At 60.4% G+C, this 21,846-nt stretch carries 18 protein-coding genes; 12 read left to right on the top strand and 6 right to left on the bottom strand.

Annotated features, from left to right (window positions below):
* Positions 1 to 102: 102 nt before the first annotated feature.
* Positions 103 to 867, bottom strand: coding sequence for a UMP kinase (gene pyrH, locus MGEO_RS14265; RefSeq protein ID WP_085639103.1), 765 nt, complete (start codon positions 865 to 867; stop codon positions 103 to 105).
* A 115-nt stretch (positions 868 to 982) separates the two neighbouring features.
* On the opposite strand from pyrH, the gene miaA reads away from it, so the two are divergent.
* From miaA to MGEO_RS14290, 5 genes are all read left to right on the top strand, one after another.
* Positions 983 to 1,894: a tRNA (adenosine(37)-N6)-dimethylallyltransferase MiaA gene (miaA, locus tag MGEO_RS14270; RefSeq protein WP_085639106.1), complete on the top strand. Its 912-nt coding sequence runs from the start codon at positions 983 to 985 to the stop codon at positions 1,892 to 1,894.
* 218 nt (positions 1,895 to 2,112) lie between these two features.
* A complete protein-coding gene (locus MGEO_RS14275) occupies positions 2,113 to 3,783 on the top strand; it encodes an ABC transporter substrate-binding protein (RefSeq protein WP_085639109.1) in 1,671 nt (556 codons plus the stop codon).
* A gap of 113 nt (positions 3,784 to 3,896) precedes the next feature.
* Complete coding sequence (locus MGEO_RS14280; protein WP_085639112.1) at positions 3,897 to 4,943, top strand: ABC transporter permease; 1,047 nt, start codon at positions 3,897 to 3,899, stop codon at positions 4,941 to 4,943.
* Positions 4,944 to 4,959: 16 nt separating this feature from the next.
* Entirely contained in the window at positions 4,960 to 6,153 is a 1,194-nt protein-coding gene (locus MGEO_RS14285; RefSeq protein ID WP_085639115.1) for an ABC transporter permease, read from the top strand.
* 92 nt (positions 6,154 to 6,245) lie between these two features.
* Entirely contained in the window at positions 6,246 to 8,330 is a 2,085-nt protein-coding gene (locus MGEO_RS14290) for a dipeptide ABC transporter ATP-binding protein (protein ID WP_085639118.1), read from the top strand.
* A gap of 97 nt (positions 8,331 to 8,427) precedes the next feature.
* Here the strand turns inward: MGEO_RS14290 and MGEO_RS14295 are convergent, their stop codons facing one another.
* Both MGEO_RS14295 and MGEO_RS14300 read right to left on the bottom strand, forming a co-directional pair.
* A complete protein-coding gene (locus tag MGEO_RS14295; protein WP_085639172.1) occupies positions 8,428 to 8,616 on the bottom strand; it encodes a Flp family type IVb pilin in 189 nt (62 codons plus the stop codon).
* A 254-nt stretch (positions 8,617 to 8,870) separates the two neighbouring features.
* Positions 8,871 to 9,437, bottom strand: coding sequence for a lytic transglycosylase domain-containing protein (locus MGEO_RS14300; RefSeq protein WP_085639121.1), 567 nt, complete (start codon positions 9,435 to 9,437; stop codon positions 8,871 to 8,873).
* Positions 9,438 to 9,699: 262 nt separating this feature from the next.
* Between MGEO_RS14300 and ssb the strand changes: the two genes are divergently transcribed.
* Positions 9,700 to 10,203, top strand: coding sequence for a single-stranded DNA-binding protein (gene ssb, locus MGEO_RS14305; RefSeq protein WP_085639124.1), 504 nt, complete (start codon positions 9,700 to 9,702; stop codon positions 10,201 to 10,203).
* 29 nt (positions 10,204 to 10,232) lie between these two features.
* Here the strand turns inward: ssb and aroB are convergent, their stop codons facing one another.
* On the bottom strand, positions 10,233 to 11,345 hold the full coding sequence (aroB, locus tag MGEO_RS14310; RefSeq protein WP_085639127.1) for a 3-dehydroquinate synthase: 1,113 nt from the start codon (positions 11,343 to 11,345) through the stop codon (positions 10,233 to 10,235).
* The gene (locus tag MGEO_RS14315; RefSeq protein ID WP_085639130.1) at positions 11,342 to 11,890 is read right to left on the bottom strand and encodes a shikimate kinase; all 549 of its coding nucleotides are present in this window, start codon (positions 11,888 to 11,890) and stop codon (positions 11,342 to 11,344) included. Before MGEO_RS14315 ends, aroB begins: the two co-directional genes overlap by 4 nt.
* 132 nt (positions 11,891 to 12,022) lie before the next feature.
* Between MGEO_RS14315 and MGEO_RS21590 the strand changes: the two genes are divergently transcribed.
* The 4 genes from MGEO_RS21590 to MGEO_RS14330 all read left to right on the top strand — a co-directional run bounded on the left by MGEO_RS21590 (position 12,023) and on the right by MGEO_RS14330 (position 16,014).
* On the top strand, positions 12,023 to 12,172 hold the full coding sequence (locus MGEO_RS21590; RefSeq protein WP_170102915.1) for a hypothetical protein: 150 nt from the start codon (positions 12,023 to 12,025) through the stop codon (positions 12,170 to 12,172).
* A gap of 22 nt (positions 12,173 to 12,194) precedes the next feature.
* Positions 12,195 to 13,706 (top strand): hypothetical protein, encoded by a 1,512-nt coding sequence (locus MGEO_RS14320; RefSeq protein WP_143746276.1) that lies wholly within the window; start codon positions 12,195 to 12,197, stop codon positions 13,704 to 13,706.
* The gene (locus MGEO_RS14325) at positions 13,703 to 14,629 is read left to right on the top strand and encodes a site-specific tyrosine recombinase XerD (RefSeq protein ID WP_085639134.1); all 927 of its coding nucleotides are present in this window, start codon (positions 13,703 to 13,705) and stop codon (positions 14,627 to 14,629) included. The genes MGEO_RS14320 and MGEO_RS14325 overlap by 4 nt, the downstream gene beginning before the upstream one ends.
* A gap of 68 nt (positions 14,630 to 14,697) precedes the next feature.
* Positions 14,698 to 16,014 (top strand): HlyC/CorC family transporter, encoded by a 1,317-nt coding sequence (locus MGEO_RS14330; protein ID WP_085639137.1) that lies wholly within the window; start codon positions 14,698 to 14,700, stop codon positions 16,012 to 16,014.
* An 89-nt stretch (positions 16,015 to 16,103) separates the two neighbouring features.
* Here the strand turns inward: MGEO_RS14330 and MGEO_RS14335 are convergent, their stop codons facing one another.
* Entirely contained in the window at positions 16,104 to 18,518 is a 2,415-nt protein-coding gene (locus tag MGEO_RS14335; protein WP_085639177.1) for a GcvT family protein, read from the bottom strand.
* Positions 18,519 to 18,665: 147 nt separating this feature from the next.
* On the opposite strand from MGEO_RS14335, the gene MGEO_RS14340 reads away from it, so the two are divergent.
* Complete coding sequence (locus MGEO_RS14340; RefSeq protein ID WP_085639140.1) at positions 18,666 to 21,071, top strand: GcvT family protein; 2,406 nt, start codon at positions 18,666 to 18,668, stop codon at positions 21,069 to 21,071.
* A gap of 9 nt (positions 21,072 to 21,080) precedes the next feature.
* Positions 21,081 to 21,686 carry a nucleotidyltransferase family protein gene (locus MGEO_RS14345; RefSeq protein ID WP_085639143.1) on the top strand — a complete coding sequence of 202 codons (606 nt, stop codon included), beginning with the start codon at positions 21,081 to 21,083 and terminating at the stop codon, positions 21,684 to 21,686.
* Positions 21,687 to 21,846: the final 160 nt, after the last annotated feature.

Raw genomic sequence — 21,846 nt, forward strand, 5'->3', positions numbered from 1 at the left:
CGGTTTTTCTGCTTTGGTTTTGCGTTCTAAGCGACGTGTGCCCGAAAGTATAGCGTCTTGCGACCGATCACCGGTCGCAACGCCCAACCTGTGACGGATTGGTCAAGCCGCCTCACCCGGCTTGGACTTGGGATTGCCGCCGTGAACGATCGTGTACGTGCCTTGACCGGCCAGAATTCCCCGGAACCCGCCCGGTTCATCGAGCGAGAAGACGATGATCGGCAGGTTGTTGTCCCGCGCCAGCGCAATGGCAGACGCATCCATCACGCCAAGATGCTTTTGCAGCACCTCGTCATAGGTCACCTTGTCATACCGCTTGGCGTCATCATGTTTGACCGGGTCCTTGTCGTAGACGCCGTCCACCTTGGTCCCCTTGAAGATCGCCTCACAGGACATTTCATTGGCCCTGAGGGTCGCGGCCGTGTCCGTGGTGAAATATGGGTTGCCGGTTCCGGCCGCGAAGATGCAGACACGCTTCTTTTCGAGATGCCGCACGGCACGACGCCGGATGTAGGGCTCGCACACCTGATCCATCGGAATCGCGCTGATCACCCGGGTGAAAACACCCAGCTGTTCGAGTGCGGACTGCATCGCCAGCGCGTTCATAACGGTGGCAAGCATCCCCATGTAATCCGCTGTCGTGCGCTCCATGCCCTGGGCTGACCCCTGCAACCCGCGGAATACGTTCCCGCCGCCGATGACCATGCAGATCTCGACACCCAGATCGTGGACCGACTTCACTTCGCGGGCGATCCGTTCGACCGTCGGGGGATGCAGACCAAAGCCCTGGTCCCCCATAAGGGCTTCACCGGATATCTTGAGCATCACACGTTTATACTTCGGATTCGGGGTCTCGCTGTCCGCCATGTTGCGCTCCGTTCGTACGAGGGTGTAAAATTGCGCGCAAAGTGTCGGAAAACCGGCACAGGAGCAAGGCGAAGTCGCGCCAGAACGCCACCCCGCAAGAACAAAGGCAAAGATCATGGGCGCATCGGGCGGGACATACCGACTTTCACAGATCATCGACAGCGTCGATCCAGCAAAGCCCGTGTTGATTGCTGGACCGACTGCCAGTGGAAAATCCGAACTAGCTCTGCGGCTTTCCGAGGCGCAGGGCGGCGTCATCGTAAATGCGGATGCGATCCAGGTCTTTTCCGACTGGCGCGTCCTGACGGCGCGTCCCTCCGAAGAGGATGAAACACGCGCGCCACATGCGCTTTACGGGCACGTTTCTGGCGACACGCCCTATTCCGTCGGTGACTGGCTGCGTGATCTGGAGACCCATCTGGAAAACGAACTCCGCCCGATTATCGTTGGCGGAACAGGACTTTACTTCACTGCATTGACCGAGGGGCTGGCCGAAATCCCAGAGACACCCGACGCTATCCGGCAAACCGCAATGCGCCGGATCCAACAGCATGGCCACGTGCCACTGATCGATGAGCTGGATGCCGAAACCCGCGCAAGGATCGACACCGCAAACCCGATGCGCGTCCAGCGCGCATGGGAGGTTCTGACGAATACCGGCAGGGGACTTGCCAAATGGCAGGACGACACCGCGCCACCCCGCCTCCGGCTTTCTGATACAACAGCCCTGCTCGTGAATGCCGAAAAAGACTGGCTGACACCCCGGATCGAAGCACGGTTCGACAAGATGCTCGCATCGGGTGCAATGGACGAAGCACTCGCCAACCGCCCCACCTGGACGCCAGAGCAGCCATCGGCCAAGGCCATCGGCGCGGCCGAGTTGATGGCCGTGATCGATGGAACCCTGACGATTGATGAAGCGCGTAACCGGGCAACCATCCTGACCCGCCAATTCGCCAAGCGCCAGCGCACCTGGTTTCGGGCACGAATGCGCAACTGGCAACAGGTTGACGCAAGGGAACTTTGACGCACGCAATCGACGTGATGGGCGCGCTGCTTAACACATGTCGCTTAAAGACAAGGTATGTGTCGCAATCTGACCGTAAAAGGTCTAATCTGATGATTGACGATAGCCCCATCATCGGGCGCAATGACGTCCATACAATGTTGCGCGTGTCGGATCTGTCTCCGTGAGTAGAAAAAAACACGTCGCCAAAAAACAAAACGTGTCACAGGGAGAAACAGATGACGCACACCACTCAGTCCAATCGGCTGCATCCGTCAGCCGTGATGTACGCACGCGAATTCAAGGACGGTCACATGGACCGCCGCGAATTCCTGACGCGGACAACTGCGCTTGGCCTGACAGCATCCGCCGCCTATGCGCTCGGTGGCCTGTCGCAACCGGCGCAGGCGGCAGCACATGCACAGCAGGGCGGAACGATCCGCTACCAGATGGAAGTCCGCGCGCTCAAGGATCCGCGGACCTATGACTGGACCCAGATCGCGACCTTCACCGCTGGCTGGCTCGAATACCTCGTCGAATACAACAACGATGGCTCTTTTGCCCCGATGCTGCTGGAAAGCTGGGAGGCGAACGACGACGCAACGGAATACACTCTCAAAGTGCGTCAGGGCGTTACGTGGAACAATGGCGACGACTTCACGGCGGAAGACGTGGCCCGCAACATCACCGGATGGTGCGACACCGAGCTGGAAGGCAACTCGATGGCCGCGCGCATGGCGTCGCTGGTCGATCCGGACACCGGCAAAGCTGCCGAAGGCGCGATCACAGTAGTCGACAGCCATACCGTTCTGCTCAAGACGTCTTCGCCTGATATCACCATCATTCCGGGCATGGCCGACTACCCGGCCGCGATCGTTCATTCGAGCTTTGACGCGAACACCATGCTGGAAAACCCGATCGGCACCGGCTTCATGCTTCCCGAAAGCCACGAGGTTGGCGTCAAGGGCGTGCTGGTCCGCAACGAAGGCTTCGACTGGTGGGGTTATGAAGCCGGTAAGGGCGGCTATATCGACCGGATCGAGTTCATCGACTACGGCACCGATCCGGCTGCATTCCTCGCAGCCTACGAAGCCGAAGAAATCGACATGAACTGGGAGTCGGTTGGCGAATTCGTTGACGTGTTCGATGCGATTGGTCTGACACGCTCGGAAATCCCGTCCGGCTTCACCATTGTGATCCGTCCGAACCAGTTGGCCGAAGACGAAAACGGCAACAAGATCTATGGCGACAAGCGCGTGCGTCAGGCGCTCGCTATGGCCGTTGACAACAATGTCTGTCTCGAACTGGGCATGGCGGGCTATGGCGTCCCCGCAGACAACTGTCACGTTGGACCGATGCACCCCGAACATGACCCGAGCGTCACGCGCATCCCCTATGATCCGGCCAAGGCCAAGGCGCTTATGGACGAAGCAGGCATGGGTGACTTCGAACACGAAGTGCAGTCCATCGACGACGACTGGCGCCGCAACACCACGGCGGCTGTTGTTGCCCAGCTCAACGATGCGGGCATCAAGGCACGCCACACCGTACTTCCGGGTTCGACCTTCTGGAACGACTGGACCAAGTATCCCTTCTCGTCGACCAACTGGAACCACCGCCCGCTGGGTACGCAGGTTCTGGGTCTGGCCTACAAGTCGGGCGTGGCATGGAACGAAGCGGGTTTTGCGAACGACGAATTCGACGCGCTTCTGGCCGAAGCCAACTCTCTGGCCGATGTCGATGCGCGCCGCGCTGTCATGGCAAAGCTGCAGGCCATCATGATCGATGAAGGTGTCACGATCCAGCCCTACTGGCGGACGGCGATGCGCCACCACCGGGATAATCTGGTGGGTGTCGAAAAGCACATTGCGGACCTGCCGCAGCTATACAAGTTCGGCCTCAAAGCCTGATCCGAACACCGAACCGCGCCCTCGGGCGCGGTTCTTTTTTGTCCGCCCGGACAACCAGAAAAGAAAATAAAAACCAGACGTGGGCTTCCGACAGCCCGCCAACAGGGTGAACCATGGGACTTTTCATACTCAGACGAGTGGGAGTCATGATCCTTACGGGTCTATGCCTGACATTCCTCGTCTTTACCTTAACCAACCTCTATCCGAATCTGGAAAAGCTCGCGAAGACGCAGGGCAACTTCCGGATGAGCGACGAAGAAGTATCGAGTTACCTCGAACGCAACGGTTATCTGCAACCGATGGTCGTGAAATACGGGGAATGGTTGGGGGTTCTCCCATCCTACAGGCACGAAAACACCGACGGAACAATACAGGGCCGCTGTATTCTGCCGGGCAAAACACCCGAGGAGTCCCCGGACTTCTGCGGTGTGCTGCAAGGCTACTGGGGGTTCTCGACAGTCTTCAAGGACGAGGTCGGCAGCATCATCGGCACACGACTCAGCCTGACCGGAAAACTGATGTTCTGGGTAATGGTTCTGATGGTGCCATCGGCGCTCATACTTGGCGTGCTTTCGGGAATGAAGGAAGGGTCCAAGACTGACCGAACCCTGTCCACGGTCGCAATCACCACCACGGCGACACCGGAATACGTGTCCGGGGTCATCCTGATCGCGGTGTTCGCGTCCTCAACTGTCGGCCTGAAATGGTTCAAGGGCACCGCAACCTCGGCGATGGAGAGCGCGAATTTCGAAAACTTCTTCCTTCCGGTTCTGACGATCTCGCTCTACGGGATGGGCTACATTGCCCGGATGACCCGCGCGTCGATGGCCGAAGTCATGACCGCTCAATACATCCGCACCGCGCGGCTCAAGGGGGTCAGCTTTCCCAACATCGTCGTCAAACACGCGCTTCGGAACGCTCTGATCGCCCCGTTCACGGTGATCATGCTGCAGTTCCCCTGGCTTCTGAACGGGGTCGTGATTGTCGAGACCCTGTTCAACTACAAGGGTTTCGGATGGACGCTGGTTCAGGCCGCAAGCAACAACGACATCGAGCTTCTGCTTGGTGTCTCGGTCGTGTCGGTCTTCGTCGTACTGGTGACGCAGCTGATCTCTGACATCGGCTACGTGTATCTCAACCCACGCATCAGCGTTACCTGAGCGGGAGGAAAAGACTATGGAACCTCTCAGCTGGTTTGACATCATCACCCGCGTTTTCCTGCAGTTCATGCCTGTCTGGATTTCGCTGGTCGTCCTGTTCACCCTGTCGATCGTCTACAAAAGGCGGCTTGGCCTTTACGGCAAACTGTTCGACTCCACCATTGGCATGATCGGTTTCGCGCTTGTCATGTTCTGGGTGTTCACCGGCATCTTCGGAGCCTTCGACATGATCGTGACACACGATCCGCTGGCACAGGTCTCGGGGATGAAGAACAAACTTCCCGGCACACCTCTGACCAACCCGGACGAAGGACAATACGCCTATTACCTGTTCGGCGGTGACAACCTGGCCCGCGACGTGTTCAGCCGCATGATCAAGGGCGCGTGGATCGTTGTGCAGATTGCACCTCTGGCAACGCTCTTTGCCTTCATGGTCGGCATCACACTTGGTCTGCCGGCGGGCTACTACGGCGGGCGACTGGATACGCTCCTGAGCTTCCTCGCCAACCTGATCCTCGCCTTCCCGGTGATCCTGCTGTTCTACCTGCTGGTGACACCCGAAATCGTGGAGACCGGCATCCCGAGCTACATGGCAACGGTCCTATTTGTCTTTCCGATCATCTTCGTCGGCGTGCTGCTCAATTCCCGATACAAGACACAGCCGAAGCTGCGCGCGCCGCTTCTGATCTGCGTCCTCGGCATCATGGGGTGGCTGTATCTGTCGCTGATCTCCGAGATCGGAACCAAGGTCTCGGTCCTGCCGGGCTTCCTCGATCTGTTCGATGTGCCCTCGGGTATCCTCGTTGTGTTCGTGTCGGTGGTCTTCGTCAATTCGCCCACCGTGTTCCGCATCGTCCGAGGGCTCGCAATGGACATCAAGACACGGGACTACGTGGCAGCAGCTCAGACACGGGGTGAAGGCCCATGGTACATCATGCTGTGGGAGATCCTGCCCAACGCCCGCGGTCCCCTGATCGTCGATTTCTGTCTGCGCATCGGCTACACCACGATCCTCCTCGGGACACTGGGCTTCTTTGGCCTCGGCCTGTCGCCGGAAAGCCCGGATTGGGGCACCACCATCAATGACGGTCGTCGCCTGCTGCAGATCTATCTGCACCCGGCCCTTGTGCCCGCGATCTCGCTGCTCAGCATGGTGCTGGGTCTGAACCTGCTGGCGGATGGGCTGCGCGAGGAATCGCTGCGCGACTGATGACAGAGCGGACCGGAACACTCCGGTCCGCCAACCAGACATTAATCAAAGAAGCAGGGACGCTGCCCTGCCATCCCAACCGGGAGAGACAGATGAAAGACACGTATGACGGCCCGATCCTAGAGATTGACGCGCTCTCAATTTCCTTCTTCACGCGCCTCCGGGAAATCCCTGCCGTGATGGACTTCTCGGTCAAGGTGATGCCGGGCGAAGCGGTGGGCCTTGTAGGAGAGTCCGGCTGCGGAAAGTCCACTGTGGCGCTTGGCGTTATGCAGGACCTTGGCAAGAACGGACGCATCGTCGGCGGCTCGATCAAATTCAAGGGCCGCGACCTGAACCAGATGAGCCAGGAAGAGCTGCGTCACATCCGGGGTTCCGAAATCGCGATGATCTATCAGGAACCGATGGCCTCGCTGAACCCGGCCATGAAAATCGGCAAACAGTTGATGGAAGTGCCGATGATCCATCGCGGATCGTCCGAGAAAGAAGCCTATGACCGCGCGCTTCAGGTCGTCACGGACGTGAAACTGCCGGACCCGGCGCGCATCCTTGACAGCTATCCGCACCAGCTTTCCGGCGGACAGCAGCAGCGCATCGTGATCGCGATGGCCCTGATGGCCGAGCCGTCGCTTCTGATCCTCGACGAGCCCACCACGGCGCTCGACGTGACCGTCGAAGCAGCGGTTGTCGAACTGGTGAAAGAGCTGGGCAAAAAATACGGCACCTCGATGCTCTTCATCAGCCACAACCTTGGTCTTGTGCTCGAGACCTGCGACCGGCTTTGTGTGATGTATTCCGGCGAAGCGGTGGAACGGGGCTCGATCAAGGACGTGTTCGACGAGATGCAGCACCCGTACACGCAGGCTCTGTTCCGGTCGATCCCGCTTCCCGGAGCAGACAAGAATGCGCGCCCGCTCCGGGCCATTCCGGGGAATTTCCCCCTGCCCCACGAACGTCCGCCCGGCTGCAATTTCGGGCCGCGCTGCGATTATTTCGAGGCCGGTCGATGCGACGCGCAGGACATCAGGATGATGGACGTGCCCGGCAATGACCGACATGCCACTCGCTGCCTCAAGTTTCAGGAGATCGACTGGAACGCCCCGATGGAGGTTGGCGATACAACCCAGAAGTCCGAGCCGGGACAGGTTGTTCTGAAAATGGACAATCTCAAGAAGTATTACGAGGTCGCCGCAAACGCCCTGTTCGGCAAGCGCGGGGACACCAAGGTCGTGAAGGCCAACGAGACACTGAGCTTCGAGGCCCGCGAATCCGAAACGCTCGCCATCGTGGGGGAATCGGGCTGCGGTAAGTCGACCTTCGCCAAGGTGCTGATGGGGCTCGAAACGGCGACCGAGGGACAGATCCTGCTCGACAACCGAAATATCGAGCGAACGCCGATTGAACAGCGCGACACCCAGACGATTGCGGATGTTCAGATGGTTTTCCAGAACCCGTTCGACACGCTCAATCCCTCCATGACAGTCGGTCGTCAGATCATCCGCGCCCTCGAGGTGTTCGGCGTCGGCAACAGCGAAGCGGAACGGCGTCAGCGGATGCTGGAACTGCTGGATCTTGTCAAACTGCCCCGTGCCTTTGCGGAACGGATGCCCCGACAACTCTCAGGCGGCCAGAAACAGCGTGTCGGCATTGCACGCGCCTTTGCCGGGAACGCCCGTATCGTCGTGGCAGATGAACCGGTCTCGGCACTGGACGTGTCCGTTCAGGCGGCAGTCACCGACCTTCTGATGGAAATTCAGCGCGAACAGAAAACGACGCTTCTTTTCATCAGCCATGACCTGAGCATCGTCCGCTATCTGTCTGATCGGGTTATGGTTATGTATCTAGGGCATGTGGTGGAACTTGGCACGACCGAACAGGTCTTTGCACCGCCCTACCACCCCTATACCGAGGCACTGCTTTCCGCCGTTCCCATCGCCGATACGCGTGTCGAGAAAAAGCACATCGTGCTCGAAGGCGATATTCCCTCGGCGATGAATCCGCCGCCCGGCTGCCCGTTCCAGACGCGGTGTCGCTGGAAATCACAGGTCGCCGGTGGGCTGTGCGAAAAGGAAGTGCCGCCGGTTCGGCAGCTTGGCGACGGTCACCAGGTCAAATGCCACCTGTCCGACGCGCAGCTGGCGGAAATGGAACCGGTCATTCAGATCGCGGCAGAGTAAGAACAAGAAAGAGCCTTTGCATATGCGCAAAGGCTCTTCAATCCATGCGTCAAACGATGTCTGATCTGCGCCATTGGCCGATGCCGATGGGACGCAATCAGTTGTTGAGGTAGTCCTGTGCCGTCAAGACCGCTTCGCCACTCGCCGTCAGAACAGCGTCGTTGCTGTCCTCGATCACCGAATATGACAGGAACGCCAGCCCGACCACGGCTGCGGTCAACACAACCCATTCAACTGTTACCGCGCCGTCTTCGTCGCGGCGGAATGTCTTAACAAACTTAATCATGTCACCATCCATGTTCCGAGCCTCACTCACCCTGGCTAGGCCCAGCATCGCAGCCGGGGGTTGCCTCGAAGTCACTATTCCGTCTGTCTGATGCTTTTATAGCCCGAGGAATGGGGCAGCAGTTTGACCGTTTTGGTCACGATTTGGAGCGAAGTTAAGAAATTTCGTAAATTTTTCGGGGCATTACCCCTGTATGCAGCGATTGGAACCGGTCTGTTGCCGGTTTGGAAATAGACGTTGAAACGTGCCGCGCGTTACCGGCCCCAGATCTTCTTCACGTAGTTCCGGGTTTCACGATAGGGTGGAATGCCGTTGTGTTTTTCAACTGCGCCGGGACCGGCATTGTATGCGGCAAGCGCAAGAGGCCACTGCCCGAACTTGCGGTACTGTTCCTTGAGGTAACGCGCACCGCCATCGAGGTTTTCCGCCGGATCGTTCGGATCGACCCGCAGATACTGTGCGGTGCCCGGCATCAACTGCGCCAGACCAATCGCACCCTTGTTGGATCGCGCATTGGGATTGAAGTTCGATTCCTGCTGAACCAACCGCAGGAAGAGGTCTTCCGGCACACCATGACGCCGAGCAGCGTCTCGGGCCATCCCTGCATAAATGCCGGAATACCGGCCCCGGTATTTCGGAACAGGGCCTTCCGCCCCGCTGTCACCCCATTTTGTCGGGGTCACCACCTTTGGAGGCTGAAGCCGTACAGAGCTGTTGTACTGCTGCGCTGCTCGGGAATCCAGAACCTTGGTTTTACTGGAAAAGAGCGCGACGCGACTCTTGGTCGAAAGCACCTCGGCACTGACTGCACCGGCACTCATCACCGCAACACCACATACCAACGCAATCAATCTCTGCCTTGTTGTTCGCATAGCTGCTCACGCCCCACGTTGAGATTGGGCAGGTGTATAATCCCATTTTGCCTTTCACACCAGCCTTGGTTGGTCATGAATTCTTAACCACAACCTGATGGTATACTTAAGCCTCCCTAAGCCATTAGCCGATGGAAACCGGTTGCTCCGCTGGTGTAGGGTCGTGCAAACGGCGCGCTGCGTCACAGATTCGAATATCAGAGGGGGAAACATGGCCGGTTCAGTCAACAAGGTCATCATCGTCGGCAATCTCGGCCGCGATCCGGAAGTGCGCACGTTTCAGAACGGCGGCAAAGTCTGCAACCTGCGCATCGCCACGTCCGAGAACTGGAAAGACCGCAACACCGGCGAACGCCGGGAACGCACCGAATGGCACAGCGTCGCGATCTTTTCAGAACCGCTCGCCCGCATTGCCGAACAGTACCTGCGCAAAGGTTCAAAGGTTTACATCGAAGGCCAACTGGAAACCCGCAAATGGCAGGACCAGTCCGGTCAGGATCGATACACGACCGAAATCGTCCTGCGCCCGTATCGCGGCGAACTCACCCTGCTCGACGGTCGCGGAGAAGGCGGCGGCGGTGGCGGCTACGGTGGTGGCAGCAGCGGCGGCGATTACGGTGGAGATTACGGTGGCGACTACGGCGGCTCCAGTGGGGGCGGCAGCGGTCCGGCCCGTGCGCCTGCGCGCGACATCGACGACGAAATCCCGTTCTGATCTGAAAAGGCGCCGGACAGGCGCCTTTTTCATCTTTCGGACAGGGCGTCCTGCAACAGCTCCAACACAGTGGCCGACGGCACATCCGACGTGACGAATGCCTGCCCGATCGCGCGCGCGAGGATAAAGCGCAGCTGGCCGTCGATCACTTTTTTGTCCTGTCCCATCAAGTCGAGCAACGCCTGCGCGTCCGGCAGATCACCGTCGATATCGGCAAGTGTGACCTTCATTCCCATCTCACTCAGAACCTGACGGACGCGGCTTGGTTCTTCCTGCGCACACAGGCCCAGCCGCGCGGACAGCTCAAACGCCAAAGCGCAGCCGATTGCGACACCTTCGCCGTGCAGCAGACGGTCCGAGTAACCGGTCGCCGCCTCGAACGCATGGCAGAACGTGTGACCAAGGTTGAGAAGCGCGCGGTCGCCCTGTTCGGTTTCATCCCGCACTACGATCTCGGCCTTCATCTCGACCGACCGTTTTACGGCATATGCCAGGGCTTCAGGATCACGCGCCCTGATCTGCGCTGCGTTCTGCTCCTGCCAGTCAAAGAACGCCGCGTCCCCCAGCAGCCCGTACTTTACCACTTCGCCATACCCGGCCAGAAAGTCACGGTCAGGCAGAGAATTGAGAACCGAGATATCCGCAAGCACAAGCGAAGGCTGGTGGAAAGCACCGATCAGGTTCTTGCCCTGCGGTGCATTGATGCCGGTCTTGCCGCCCACCGAACTGTCGACCTGCGCCAGAAGCGAGGTCGGAATCTGTACGAACCGCACCCCCCGGCGCAGCACTGCGGCAGCGAAACCGACCAGATCACCGATCACCCCACCGCCAAGAGCGATGACAACGTCGCGCCGCTCGATCTTCTGCTCCAGAAGCCACTCCACGGTGCGTTCGAACTGGGGCCAGCCTTTGGTCGCTTCGCCAGCCGGCAGCGTCAGGCTGACCGAGGCAACCCCCTCGGCCGCCAAAGCCGCTTCCAACGCGGCGAGATGCAACCCGGCGACATGGGCATCGGTCACGATCGCCACGCGCGGTCGCCTGAGCAGCGGCGCGATCTCGGCCCCGGCACGCGCAAGCAGATCAGAGCCGATCCGCACATCGTATGCGCGCCCGTCAAGCGGCACGTGAACCGTTTCAGTCATTCCAGAACCTCCAGAACATCCGGGCGGGTGCGCAAGGCTTCGATCACCCGCGACGCCATGGCGTCAATCGACAGACCGGGCTGAGACACCACAGTCAGGTCGGCTGTTGCATAAACAGGCACCCGCTCATTATAGAGCTTGGTCAGCGCGCCCAGTGGGTCGGGCACCCGAAGCAAAGGCCGCGTATCCTTGTGACGCACGCGCGACCACAGCAAATCCAGATCGGCGTTCAGCCAAACCGCCACACCCTTTTTCGAAATGATCTCGCGGTTTTCAGGCGCCATATATGCCCCACCGCCGGTCGATAACACGCCACGCTCGTTCTCAAGGAGCCGCGAAATCACCTGACGCTCTTTCAGACGGAAAAAAGGCTCCCCGTCGCGGGCAAAGATTTCGGGGATGGTCATGTTGGCGGCTTTTTCGATCTCCGCGTCCGAATCAAGAAACGGTGCGTGAAGTGCGGCAGCAAGCGCCTTGCCCACGGCGGTCTTTCCGGCGCCCATCATGCCAACCAGAACCACCGTTTTTTTCAGTCTCGCCTGCATCGCCCCGGGTGCAACCCTTGTAACTCGGCCAAGTGCCGCCAATTTTTTACCAACGGACGCTGAATGACGTGATCTTGCGCAAAAGGCCAGTTATAAGTTGGGAAAAATCAATGAGGCAGGGTGAGGGTGTCCATGGGGCGCATCGTGAAATGGCTGATCTATCTAATCATCATCGGCGGATTGGCGCTGGTGGCGTATGCCTATGTCGGGCCGTATTTCGGCGCTGATTTTTCACCACCCCAAACTGAAGTCAGGCAACCCGTGACGCTGGATGCAGATTAACCCGTTTCTTTTTGTTCCTCTGATGTTAGCGCCGCCATCGGCCGCGCAGGAGGCCCCGCTGTCCGCTATTGACTGGCTGAGTATTCAGCGCAATGCGCCACCGGTGCTGACGCAGCCCGATACGCCCGTGGCCCAAAGCGCGAATGTCCCCAATGTCGAGGTCATGCCGCTTGATGATCCCGGCGTCGGCGGTGTCGGATTGTTGCCAAGTTCAATCACCGGCCTGCCGCCATCGCTCTGGCAGGGCAGCGAAGAGGCCGAACTCATAGCGTTGATTGAGCAGCTCGGGACGCGCAAACCGACAATTCCGGCGCTTGATTCCCTGCTGCACACATTGCTGCTGGCCGAAGCCGCAGCACCATCCACCGATTCCGGTGAGGCATTTCTGGCCGCGCGTATCGCCAGCCTTCAGGATCACGGGCTGGTTGCACCTGCCGAGGCCATGGTCGAACGGGTGGGCATCCTGACCCCGACGCTCTTTGATCAGGCTTTTGACCTTGCATTGCTGACGGGATCGGATGCCGCGCTGTGCGGGATGCTCGACACCACTCCCGCTCTGGCCCCTGATCTGGAAACCCGTATTTGGTGCGCCACCCGCGACGGCGATTATTCCCGAGCCATGACCATCTATCAGACGGCAGATGCGCTCGGGCAACTGTCTGATCTGGACAGCGAATTACTCCTGCGGTTCCTCGATCCCGAATACGGAGAGGCCTCTTCGCCTCTGCGCCCGCCGGTCCGGCCGACACCTCTGCAATTCCGCCTTTTCGAAGCGATCGGAGAGGCACTGCCCACAGCACCGCTGCCCCTGCCCTTTGCCACGGTCGAACTGAGCGGCGACGCCGGCTGGCGCGCCCAGCTGCAGGCAGCGGAACGTCTGGCCCGCGCCGGAGCCATCGACGACAACCAGTTGCTCGGCGTCTACACATCACAGATGCGGGCCGCTTCCGGCGGCATCTGGGACCGCGTTGAAGCTCTCCAGCGCTTTGAAACTGCCTTGACGACGGGCGATCCCGGCGCGGTGTCCTCTGCGCTCGAAACCGTCTGGCCGCAGATGCGCACCGCGGGACTGCTTCTGCCCTTTTCAAACCTGTTCGCATCCCGGCTTCAGGGCCTGCCACTGAGCGCCCGCGCCAAAGATATCGCGGCTTTGGCGGGCCTGCTGTCTGCCGACTACGAAACGGTGGCACGGGGGATCACCGAAAGTGCGGATGCCAATCACAGGTTTCTCGCCGCTGTCGCGACAGGCACCATCGACATGTCGCCCCCGCCAAACCTGCCACATGCCGCGGCTCTGCTGGACGCGTGGTCCGGACGGCCTCAAGCCCCTGAGGATCTGTCGGCTCTGCCCTCGGAGAACCGGCTCGGTGAAGCGCTGCTCAGAAGCATCCAGCGGTTTGAATCCGGTGCCAGCGGGAACGATGCCGACGTTACCGAAGCTCTGCGCGCGCTCCGCGCGTTCGGTCTTGAGGATGTCGCCCGCCGGTCTGCACTTCAACTGGCCATTCTCGACATGGAAGGCGCGCGGCGATGACCGATCGCCACTGGATCGCAGCCTTTCTCGATGCCCAGGCTGCCGAACGCGGTGCGGCCACAAACACGCAACTCGCCTATGCCCGCGACCTTGCGGATTTCATCGAGTGGCTGTCGGGCCGCGCCCTGTCATTGACTGACGCACAGCGATCCGATGTCGAGGACTATCTCATCCATTGCGACGCCCAGGGACTCGCGAAATCGACCCGCGCGCGGCGTCTTTCCGCGATCAAGCAACTCTATCGCTTCTGCTTCGAAGAAGGGTTCCGCGCCGACAACCCGGCAGTTCAGATCAGCGGCCCGGGCCGCGACAAGCGACTTCCCAAGACCCTCTCAACCGAAGAGGTGGACCGCCTTCTCGACGCCGCCTCAGTCCATGGCCGGACCCCTGCGGATCGCACGCGCAACATCTGCCTGATGCAACTGCTCTACGCCACCGGCATGCGGGTCAGCGAACTCGTCTCGCTGCCGCTGTCCTCGGCCAAAGGCGACCCGCGCATGCTGCTGATCCGCGGCAAAGGGGGCAAGGAACGGATGGTGCCGCTGTCTCCGCCGGCCCGCGCCGCGCTGCGCGACTGGCTGAAGACCCGCGAGGCGATGGAAGACGCGGCCCGCACCGAAGGCAAACCAACATCTGCTTTCCTGTTCCCGTCCCGAGGCAAGTCCGGGCACCTGACCCGCCACGCGTTCTACGTCCTGATCAAGGATCTTGCGGTTGAAGGCGGCGTATCCCCGTCCAAAGTCACGCCACACACGCTGCGGCACGCCTTCGCCACGCATCTGCTGGCCAACGGGGCCGACCTGCGCGCCATCCAGACATTTCTGGGCCATGCCGACGTCTCGACCACCGAGATCTACACCCATGTTCTGGAGGAACGGTTGAAAGAGCTGGTGCTCGATCACCACCCGCTCGCCAAGGACTGAACCCGCCCCTTGAACGCACAGCCGCCTGCCCCCATAACCACTCAAAGATTTTTGACCTGTTGGACCCGATGGAACCCGCATCTTCGGCGGCAGATGCCGCATTCTGGATCACCGCCGCCGCTATCCTTGGCCTTCTTGTGCTCTCTGCCTTCTTCAGCGGGTCCGAAACCGCGCTGACCGCTGCATCGCGCGGCAAACTGCGGTCAATGTCGGACAAGGGCAATTCCGGAGCCTCCCGCGCGCTGCGCATCACGGAAGACAATGAACGGCTGATCGGCTCGGTCCTCCTGGGCAACAACCTCGTCAACATCCTGGCCACATCGCTCGCCACCGCCCTGTTCACCCGTGCATTCGGTGAATCCGGCGTGGCGCTTGCGACGCTTGTGATGACCGTGCTCGTGCTCGTCTTTGCAGAGGTGCTGCCCAAAACCTACGCCATCACCAATGCCGAAACGGCGGCAAGCCGTGTGTCACCAGTGATCGCGCTGGTGATCACCGTGTTCTCTCCCATCGTCGGCGCGGTTCGGATGCTGGTGCGCGGTGTGCTGAGCCTGTTCGGCGTCAAGACCGACCCCGACAGCCATATTCTGGCCGTGCGCGAGGAAATTGCCGGCGCCCTGCAACTGGGCCATTCCGAAGGCGTGGTCGAGAAAGAGGACCGCGACCGCATCCTCGGCGCACTCGACCTGAGCGAACGGACCGTTGAAGAGATCATGCTCCACCGCTCCGGGATCGAGATGATCGATGCAGACAATGACCCGCAGGACATCCTGCGCCAGTGTCTCGAATCGAACCACACCCGTTTGCCCGTGTTCCGCGGCGATCCCGAGAACATCATCGGTGTCGTTCACGCCAAGGACCTGTTCCGCGCGATGTACCAATTCATGCAGGAAAGCGACAAACCTGCCGAATCCATGAGCCAGTTCCGCTTCGCTGATGTGGCGATGAAGCCCTACTTCATCCCGGACAGCACGTCGCTCGATGACCAGATGCGCCAGTTCCTGCGCCGCCGCACGCATTTTGCTCTGGTGGTCGACGAATACGGCGCGCTTCAGGGCCTGATCACACTTGAGGACATTCTGGAAGAGATTGTCGGTGAGATCACCGACGAGTTCGATCCCGACGCCGATCACCCGGTAAAACGCGGTGAAGACGGTAACTACTGGATTGATGGCGCCATGACGATCCGCGACCTCAATCGGGCTCTCGACTGGTCGCTGCCCGATGACGAGGCCAACACCGTGGCCGGGCTGGTGATCCACGAGGCGCAGATGATTCCGACCATCGGCCAGTGCTTCAGCTTCCATGGATTCCGCTTCGAAGTCGTCGCACGCGAAAACAACCGCATCACGGCTCTCAAGATCCGACCCTTGGCGGCGGAATAATCACGGGCAATCAAAACGCGCCAACGCGTTTTGGCGGTTCCGTCAACGGAACCGCACGACCTCGACCGCCCCTCCCACACCAGAGAGGATCAGGCGCGGAGCCGAGTGCCCGCCGGATCGAACGGGGGATGTTCGAGGATCGTTGCACGATGCGTACGGCCAAGGACCATCACCTCGACCTCATCACCCGCCGCGGCGTTTTTGACATAGGCCAGTGCCAAGGATTGACCGACATGGTAGCCATAGGCTCCCGAACTGACACGTCCGATGCCGACTCCATCCTTGAAAATCGGTTCGCCACCGGTGGCATCGGCGTTCGAAGCGTCGGTATCCTTGGCATCAAGCGCCAGCAGAACCAGCGTCTCGCGCGCATGTTTTGCCATATTGGCCTCGGCCGCGTCACGGTTCAGGTAGGATTTGTCGGTCCGGCAGAGACGCTCAAGGCCGCATTCCTGTGGCCAGTATTCGGGGCTGTATTCGCGGCCCCATGACCCGTAGCCCTTTTCCATGCGGAGGCTCATCAGCGCGCGACTGCCCACGGGAACAGCGCCAAGCTGCGCGCCTGTTTCAAGCAGCGCGGTATAGAGCGCCATCTGATCTTCGGCCCGGCAATGCAGTTCCCAGCCCAGATCGCCGGTGAAGGACACGCGCAGGGCCGTCACCTCCACCCCGGCGATCTCGATGCGTTTTGAGCGCATGAAGGGCCACTCCGGAGAGTCGAGCGAGGTGTTGGTCAGACGCTGTATCAGTTCACGTGATTTCGGCCCCGCCACATTGAAGCCGCACCATGTGTTGGTCAGGCTTTCGAAGACAGTGCCCTCGGGCAGCGGTACCGCGTCGTAAAAGCGTTTCTGGTATCGCTCGGCCATACCGGAGCTGATAATCCAGAACTCGTCCTCTGCCAGTCGTGTGACCGTCGCATCCCCCGCGATGCCCCCGCGCTTGCCAATGAGCGGCGTCAGACAGGACCGTCCCACCTCTCGGGGAATGCGGTTGGCGAAAACAGCGTTCAGCCAGTCTTCTGCCCCGGGCCCGCTCACGCGGTACTTGGCAAAGTTTGAGATGTCGATGATCCCGGCTTTGTCCCTAAGGGTGCGGGCCTCCTGCCCCACCACATCCCACCAGGGCTGACGGGTGAAGCCAGCGCTGTCGGGTACGTCTTTCGAGAAGTAGAGCGGGTGCTCCCAGCCGTAGTTCAGGCCGAACACCGCACCCATTTCTTTTTGCATCTCATAGACAGGCCGGGTCCGCACCGGGCGGCCCGCCGCGCGTTCCTCGTTCGGGAAATGGATCTTGAAACGATGCGCGTACTGGTCGCCCACGCGTGCCTTGGTGAATTTCGCGTCGGCCCAATCGCCGAACCGTGCCACGTCCCAGGCGAACATGTCGTACTGCATTTCGCCTTCGATGATCCATTGCGCAACCATCAGGCCCATACCGCCGGATTGGGAGAAACCCGGGATAATCCCGTTGCAGCAGAAATAGCCCTGTTTCTCGGGTACCGGACCCAACAACACGTTGCTGTCCGGGGACCAGATCATCGGTCCGTTGATCACCCGTTTGATCCCGGCCTCCCCAACGGCAGGCACGCGGTCAATGGCGCGCATCATGTTGTCTTCGATCCGTTCCAGATCGTCGGCAAACAGTTCATGTCCGAACCCTTGCGGGGTTCCGTCTTCGGCCCAGAACCGGACGTCCTTTTCATAGGCCCCCACCAGCAGACCCTTGCCCTCCTGGCGGAGATAGTATTCGCCGTCCCGGTCAGCGACCGAGGGCAGACGGCGGTCCATCGCTTCGATCTCGGCGATGGTTTCGGTCACGAAATACTGGTGTTCCGTGGGCAGCAGCGGAAGTTTGATCCCTGCCAGCGCGGCGACTTCGCGGCCCCAGAGACCGGCGGCATTGACCACCCATTGAGTGTGGATATCGCCTTTTGGCGTGCGCACGATCCATGAACCGTCAGATTGCTGCTCGGTCGCCGTTACAGGTGTGAACCGATGAATCTCGGCCCCTTTCTGACGCGCGCCCGCCGCATAGGCGGCCGTCACACCGGACGGGTCCACATTCCCACCATCGGGTTCGTACATGATGCAGCGGATGCCGTCGAAATTGACGAGTGGATGCAGGGCCTCGGCTTCCGCGCGGCTGACCTCGTGAAATTTCATGCCGTAGAGCTTCGCTTTTGCCGCCTGCAGGCGCAGTTGGTGTTCGCGGGCTTCGGTCTGTGCAAGGTAGAGCGAACCGGGCTGGAACACTCCGCAACTCTGGCCGGTTTCAGCTTCCAGCTGGTTATACAGCGTCATCGTGTAGTGCTGAATCCGGCTGATATTCGTGCTGTCATGCAATCCGTGAATATTCGCCGCCGCGTGCCAGGTGGAGCCGCTGGTCAATTCATCGCGTTCGAGCAACACGACATCGGTCCAGCCTAATTTTACCAGATGGTATAAAATCGAGCAGCCGATAACGCCGCCTCCGATGACGACAGCTTGGGCGTGGGTTTTCATCGTAAGCGACTCCATCCATTGTCGGCCCACCCTTTCGTGGAGGCGTCGCAAGCGGTTGCCACAAGCCGACACTGCGTGTCGTTTTCCGGCAGGACGCAACGAGAAAGCCCGCCACATGGTCGGAGTGACAGATCAGGGAGAGTTCGGATGAAGACGCAGGCGCGTGTGGTGGTGATTGGCGGCGGGGTTGTGGGCGTGTCTGTGCTCTATCACCTGACCAAACTGGGCTGGTCGGACGTGATGCTGGTAGAGCGTTCCGAACTGACCTCGGGCAGCACATGGCACGCGGCGGGTGGGTTTCACACGCTCAACGGCGACACCAACATGGCCGCGCTTCAGGGTTACACGATCCGGCTTTACAAGGAACTGGAAGAGATCACCGGCATGTCCTGCGGGTTGCACCATGTGGGCGGCATCACGCTGGCCGACAACCGGGACCGGTTCGACATGCTGCTCGCCGAGCGGGCCAAGCACCGTTACATGGGGCTGGATACACAGATCGTCGGTCCCGAGGAGATCGCCAGGATCGCGCCGATCACCAATCTGGATGGTATTCTGGGTGCTCTCTACGATCCGCTGGACGGGCACCTTGATCCTTCGGGCACAACCCATGCCTATGCCAAAGCGGCGCGGATGGGTGGGGCAACGATTGAAACCCATGTGATGGTGCAGGAGACCACGCAACGCCCGGATGGGACGTGGAATGTGGTGACCGACAAAGGCACGATCATTGCCGAACATGTGGTCAATGCGGGCGGTCTCTGGGCGCGCGAAGTGGGCGCGATGGCGGGGGTCTACCTACCGCTGCATCCCATGGAGCATCAGTACATCGTCACGGACGAGATCGCCGAGATTTACGAACGCGACAGCGAACACCCGCATGTCATGGACCCGGCGGGCGAGTCCTATCTGCGGCAGGAAGGGCGCGGGTTGTGCATCGGGTTCTACGAACAGCCCTGCCGCCCTTGGGCTGTCGATGGCACGCCTTGGACCTTCGGACATGAGCTGCTGCCGGATGATTTCGACAAGATCGAGGACAGCATCGCATTCGCGTACAAACGTTTCCCGGTGCTGGAACGCGCGGGCGTAAAAACCGTGATCCACGGGCCGTTCACCTTTGCCCCCGACGGGAACCCGCTGGTCGGACCGGTCCCGGGCCTGCGCAACTACTGGTCGGCCTGCGGTGTCATGGCCGGGTTCAGCCAGGGCGGCGGGGTCGGTCTGATGCTGGCGCAGTGGATGATCGAAGGCGAATGTGAGCGCGATGTGTCGGCGATGGATGTGGCGCGGTTCGGGGATTGGATCAGCCCCGGCTACACGCTGCCAAAGGTGATCGAGAATTATCAAAAACGCTTTTCCGTCAGCTACCCGAACGAGGAGTTGCCCGCCGCCCGTCCCAATCGCACGACGATGATGTATGACATCTTTGACAACATGGGCGCTGTCTGGGGCGCGCAGTTCGGGCTTGAGGTGGTCAACTACTTCGCCGAAGGCGACGAGGCGCGGTACGAAACCCCGTCTTTCCGCCGTTCAAATGCGTGGGAGGCCACGGCGCGCGAGGTGAAGGCCGTTCGCGAAGCTGTTGGAATCAATGAGGTTCAGAACTTCGGCAAGTACGAAGTGACAGGGCCGAACGCGCGCGACTGGCTCGACCGCGTGATGGCGGGTCGGGTGCCGAAACCGGGGCGGTTGTCGCTGACGCCGATGCTGTCGCACAAGGGGCGGTTGATCGGGGATTTCACCATCTCGTGCCTGTCGGACACGCATTTTCAACTGACCGCCAGCTATGGCGCGCAGGCCTACCACATGCGCTGGTTCGAGCAGAACGCGGCAGAAGGGGTCACGGTGCGCAATGTCTCCGACGCGCTGACCGGGTTCCAGATCGCCGGGCCGAATGCCCGCACGGTGCTGGAGGCTGTCACACGCGATGCAACGGATCTGAAGTTCATGGATGTGCGCGCGATGACAATCGGAATGACACCCTGCCTTGTGCAGCGGGTCAGCTATACTGCTGGTCTGGGCTACGAGATCTATTGCGAACCGGTAGCGCAGCGGCAGTTGTGGAACACGCTTTGGACCGCCGGACAGGACCACGGGATGAAGCCCTTCGGTATGCGGGCGATGATGTCGCTGCGGCTGGACAAGTTCTTCGGGTCCTGGCTGTCGGAGTTTTCGCCCGACTACACCCCCGGCGAAACCGGTATGGACCGCTTCATCGCGTGGTCGAAAAACGCCGATTTCATCGGTCGGGCCGCCGCCGAGACCGAGCGCGCCAACCCGCCCGACCGGGTGCTCTGCGCGTTTGAGGTGACTGTGAACGACGCCGATATGAATGCCTATGAGCCGATCTGGATCGACGGCACGGTACAGGGCTTCTGCACCTCTGGCGGCTATTCCCACCATGCCGGCAAGTCCATTGCGCTTGGCCTCATTCCGCGCAGCCACGCCACAGAGGGCCAAAGGGCGCAGATCGAAATCCTGGGCGAAATGTGCGATGCCACGCTCATCACCACCCCGCTTTACGACGCTGACGGGGCACAGATGCGCGGTTAGACTGGGAGTATGACCCAGATAACGCTCGTGATTCCCGCCGCCGGGGCCAGTCGCCGGATGGGTGACCGAGACAAGTTGCTTGAACCAGTGGACGGACAGCCCCTGCTGCGCGGGTTCGCTCAGCGCGCGCTGGCGGTGAGCGATGATGTGATCGTCACCCTGCCCGACCCGACCTCTCCACGCTGTGCAGTTCTGGAGGGGTTGCCGGTCACTCAGATCATGGTGCCCGATGCCGATGACGGAATGTCCGCATCCCTTCGACGGGCGGCGGAGGCCGTGTCGTCGGACGCCGAGGGCGTGATGATCCTGCCCGCTGACATGCCCGATCTGACTGAGGACGATCTGCGGCATGTCATTCAGGCTTTCACGGATGCCAGCGGCGAGTTTCTTGTGCAGGCGACAGGGGCCGACGGAACTCCGGGGCACCCTGTCATTTTTCCTACGGACCTCATCGCGCAGTTCAAGACCCTGAGCGGCGACGCAGGTGCACGGTCCATTCTTCGGGAAAATCGCACACGGCTCATCCGCGTTCCGTTGCCCCACGAAAACGCGCTTACCGATCTCGACACACCCGACGCATGGACACTTTGGCGGGCGAACAATCCTGACAGGTAACTGTGGATAAGTGTGCGGACAAAAAAATGGGACGGCTCTCCCCTACCGTCCCATTTCTTTCGATTGCTGCCTCTTTCGGGCGCAATCGGCTGTAAAACTGCTGCGACTTTCGTCGGTAGCGGGCACCTTAGTCAAGAATTGCTGCAGATCAAGACAAAAA

The organism is Marivita geojedonensis (assembly GCF_002115805.1).
GTDB lineage: Bacteria > Pseudomonadota > Alphaproteobacteria > Rhodobacterales > Rhodobacteraceae > Marivita > Marivita geojedonensis.

Coding starts and splice junctions, on each gene's coding strand:
- pyrH (WP_085639103.1), bottom strand. CDS start 867: ATGGCGGACAGCGAGACCCCGAATCCGAAGTATAAACGTGTGATGCTC.
- miaA (WP_085639106.1), top strand. CDS start 983: ATGGGCGCATCGGGCGGGACATACCGACTTTCACAGATCATCGACAGC.
- MGEO_RS14275 (WP_085639109.1), top strand. CDS start 2,113: ATGACGCACACCACTCAGTCCAATCGGCTGCATCCGTCAGCCGTGATG.
- MGEO_RS14280 (WP_085639112.1), top strand. CDS start 3,897: ATGGGACTTTTCATACTCAGACGAGTGGGAGTCATGATCCTTACGGGT.
- MGEO_RS14285 (WP_085639115.1), top strand. CDS start 4,960: ATGGAACCTCTCAGCTGGTTTGACATCATCACCCGCGTTTTCCTGCAG.
- MGEO_RS14290 (WP_085639118.1), top strand. CDS start 6,246: ATGAAAGACACGTATGACGGCCCGATCCTAGAGATTGACGCGCTCTCA.
- MGEO_RS14295 (WP_085639172.1), bottom strand. CDS start 8,616: ATGATTAAGTTTGTTAAGACATTCCGCCGCGACGAAGACGGCGCGGTA.
- MGEO_RS14300 (WP_085639121.1), bottom strand. CDS start 9,437: ATGAGTGCCGGTGCAGTCAGTGCCGAGGTGCTTTCGACCAAGAGTCGC.
- ssb (WP_085639124.1), top strand. CDS start 9,700: ATGGCCGGTTCAGTCAACAAGGTCATCATCGTCGGCAATCTCGGCCGC.
- aroB (WP_085639127.1), bottom strand. CDS start 11,345: ATGACTGAAACGGTTCACGTGCCGCTTGACGGGCGCGCATACGATGTG.
- MGEO_RS14315 (WP_085639130.1), bottom strand. CDS start 11,890: ATGCAGGCGAGACTGAAAAAAACGGTGGTTCTGGTTGGCATGATGGGC.
- MGEO_RS21590 (WP_170102915.1), top strand. CDS start 12,023: ATGGGGCGCATCGTGAAATGGCTGATCTATCTAATCATCATCGGCGGA.
- MGEO_RS14320 (WP_143746276.1), top strand. CDS start 12,195: ATGTTAGCGCCGCCATCGGCCGCGCAGGAGGCCCCGCTGTCCGCTATT.
- MGEO_RS14325 (WP_085639134.1), top strand. CDS start 13,703: ATGACCGATCGCCACTGGATCGCAGCCTTTCTCGATGCCCAGGCTGCC.
- MGEO_RS14330 (WP_085639137.1), top strand. CDS start 14,698: ATGGAACCCGCATCTTCGGCGGCAGATGCCGCATTCTGGATCACCGCC.
- MGEO_RS14335 (WP_085639177.1), bottom strand. CDS start 18,518: ATGAAAACCCACGCCCAAGCTGTCGTCATCGGAGGCGGCGTTATCGGC.
- MGEO_RS14340 (WP_085639140.1), top strand. CDS start 18,666: ATGAAGACGCAGGCGCGTGTGGTGGTGATTGGCGGCGGGGTTGTGGGC.
- MGEO_RS14345 (WP_085639143.1), top strand. CDS start 21,081: ATGACCCAGATAACGCTCGTGATTCCCGCCGCCGGGGCCAGTCGCCGG.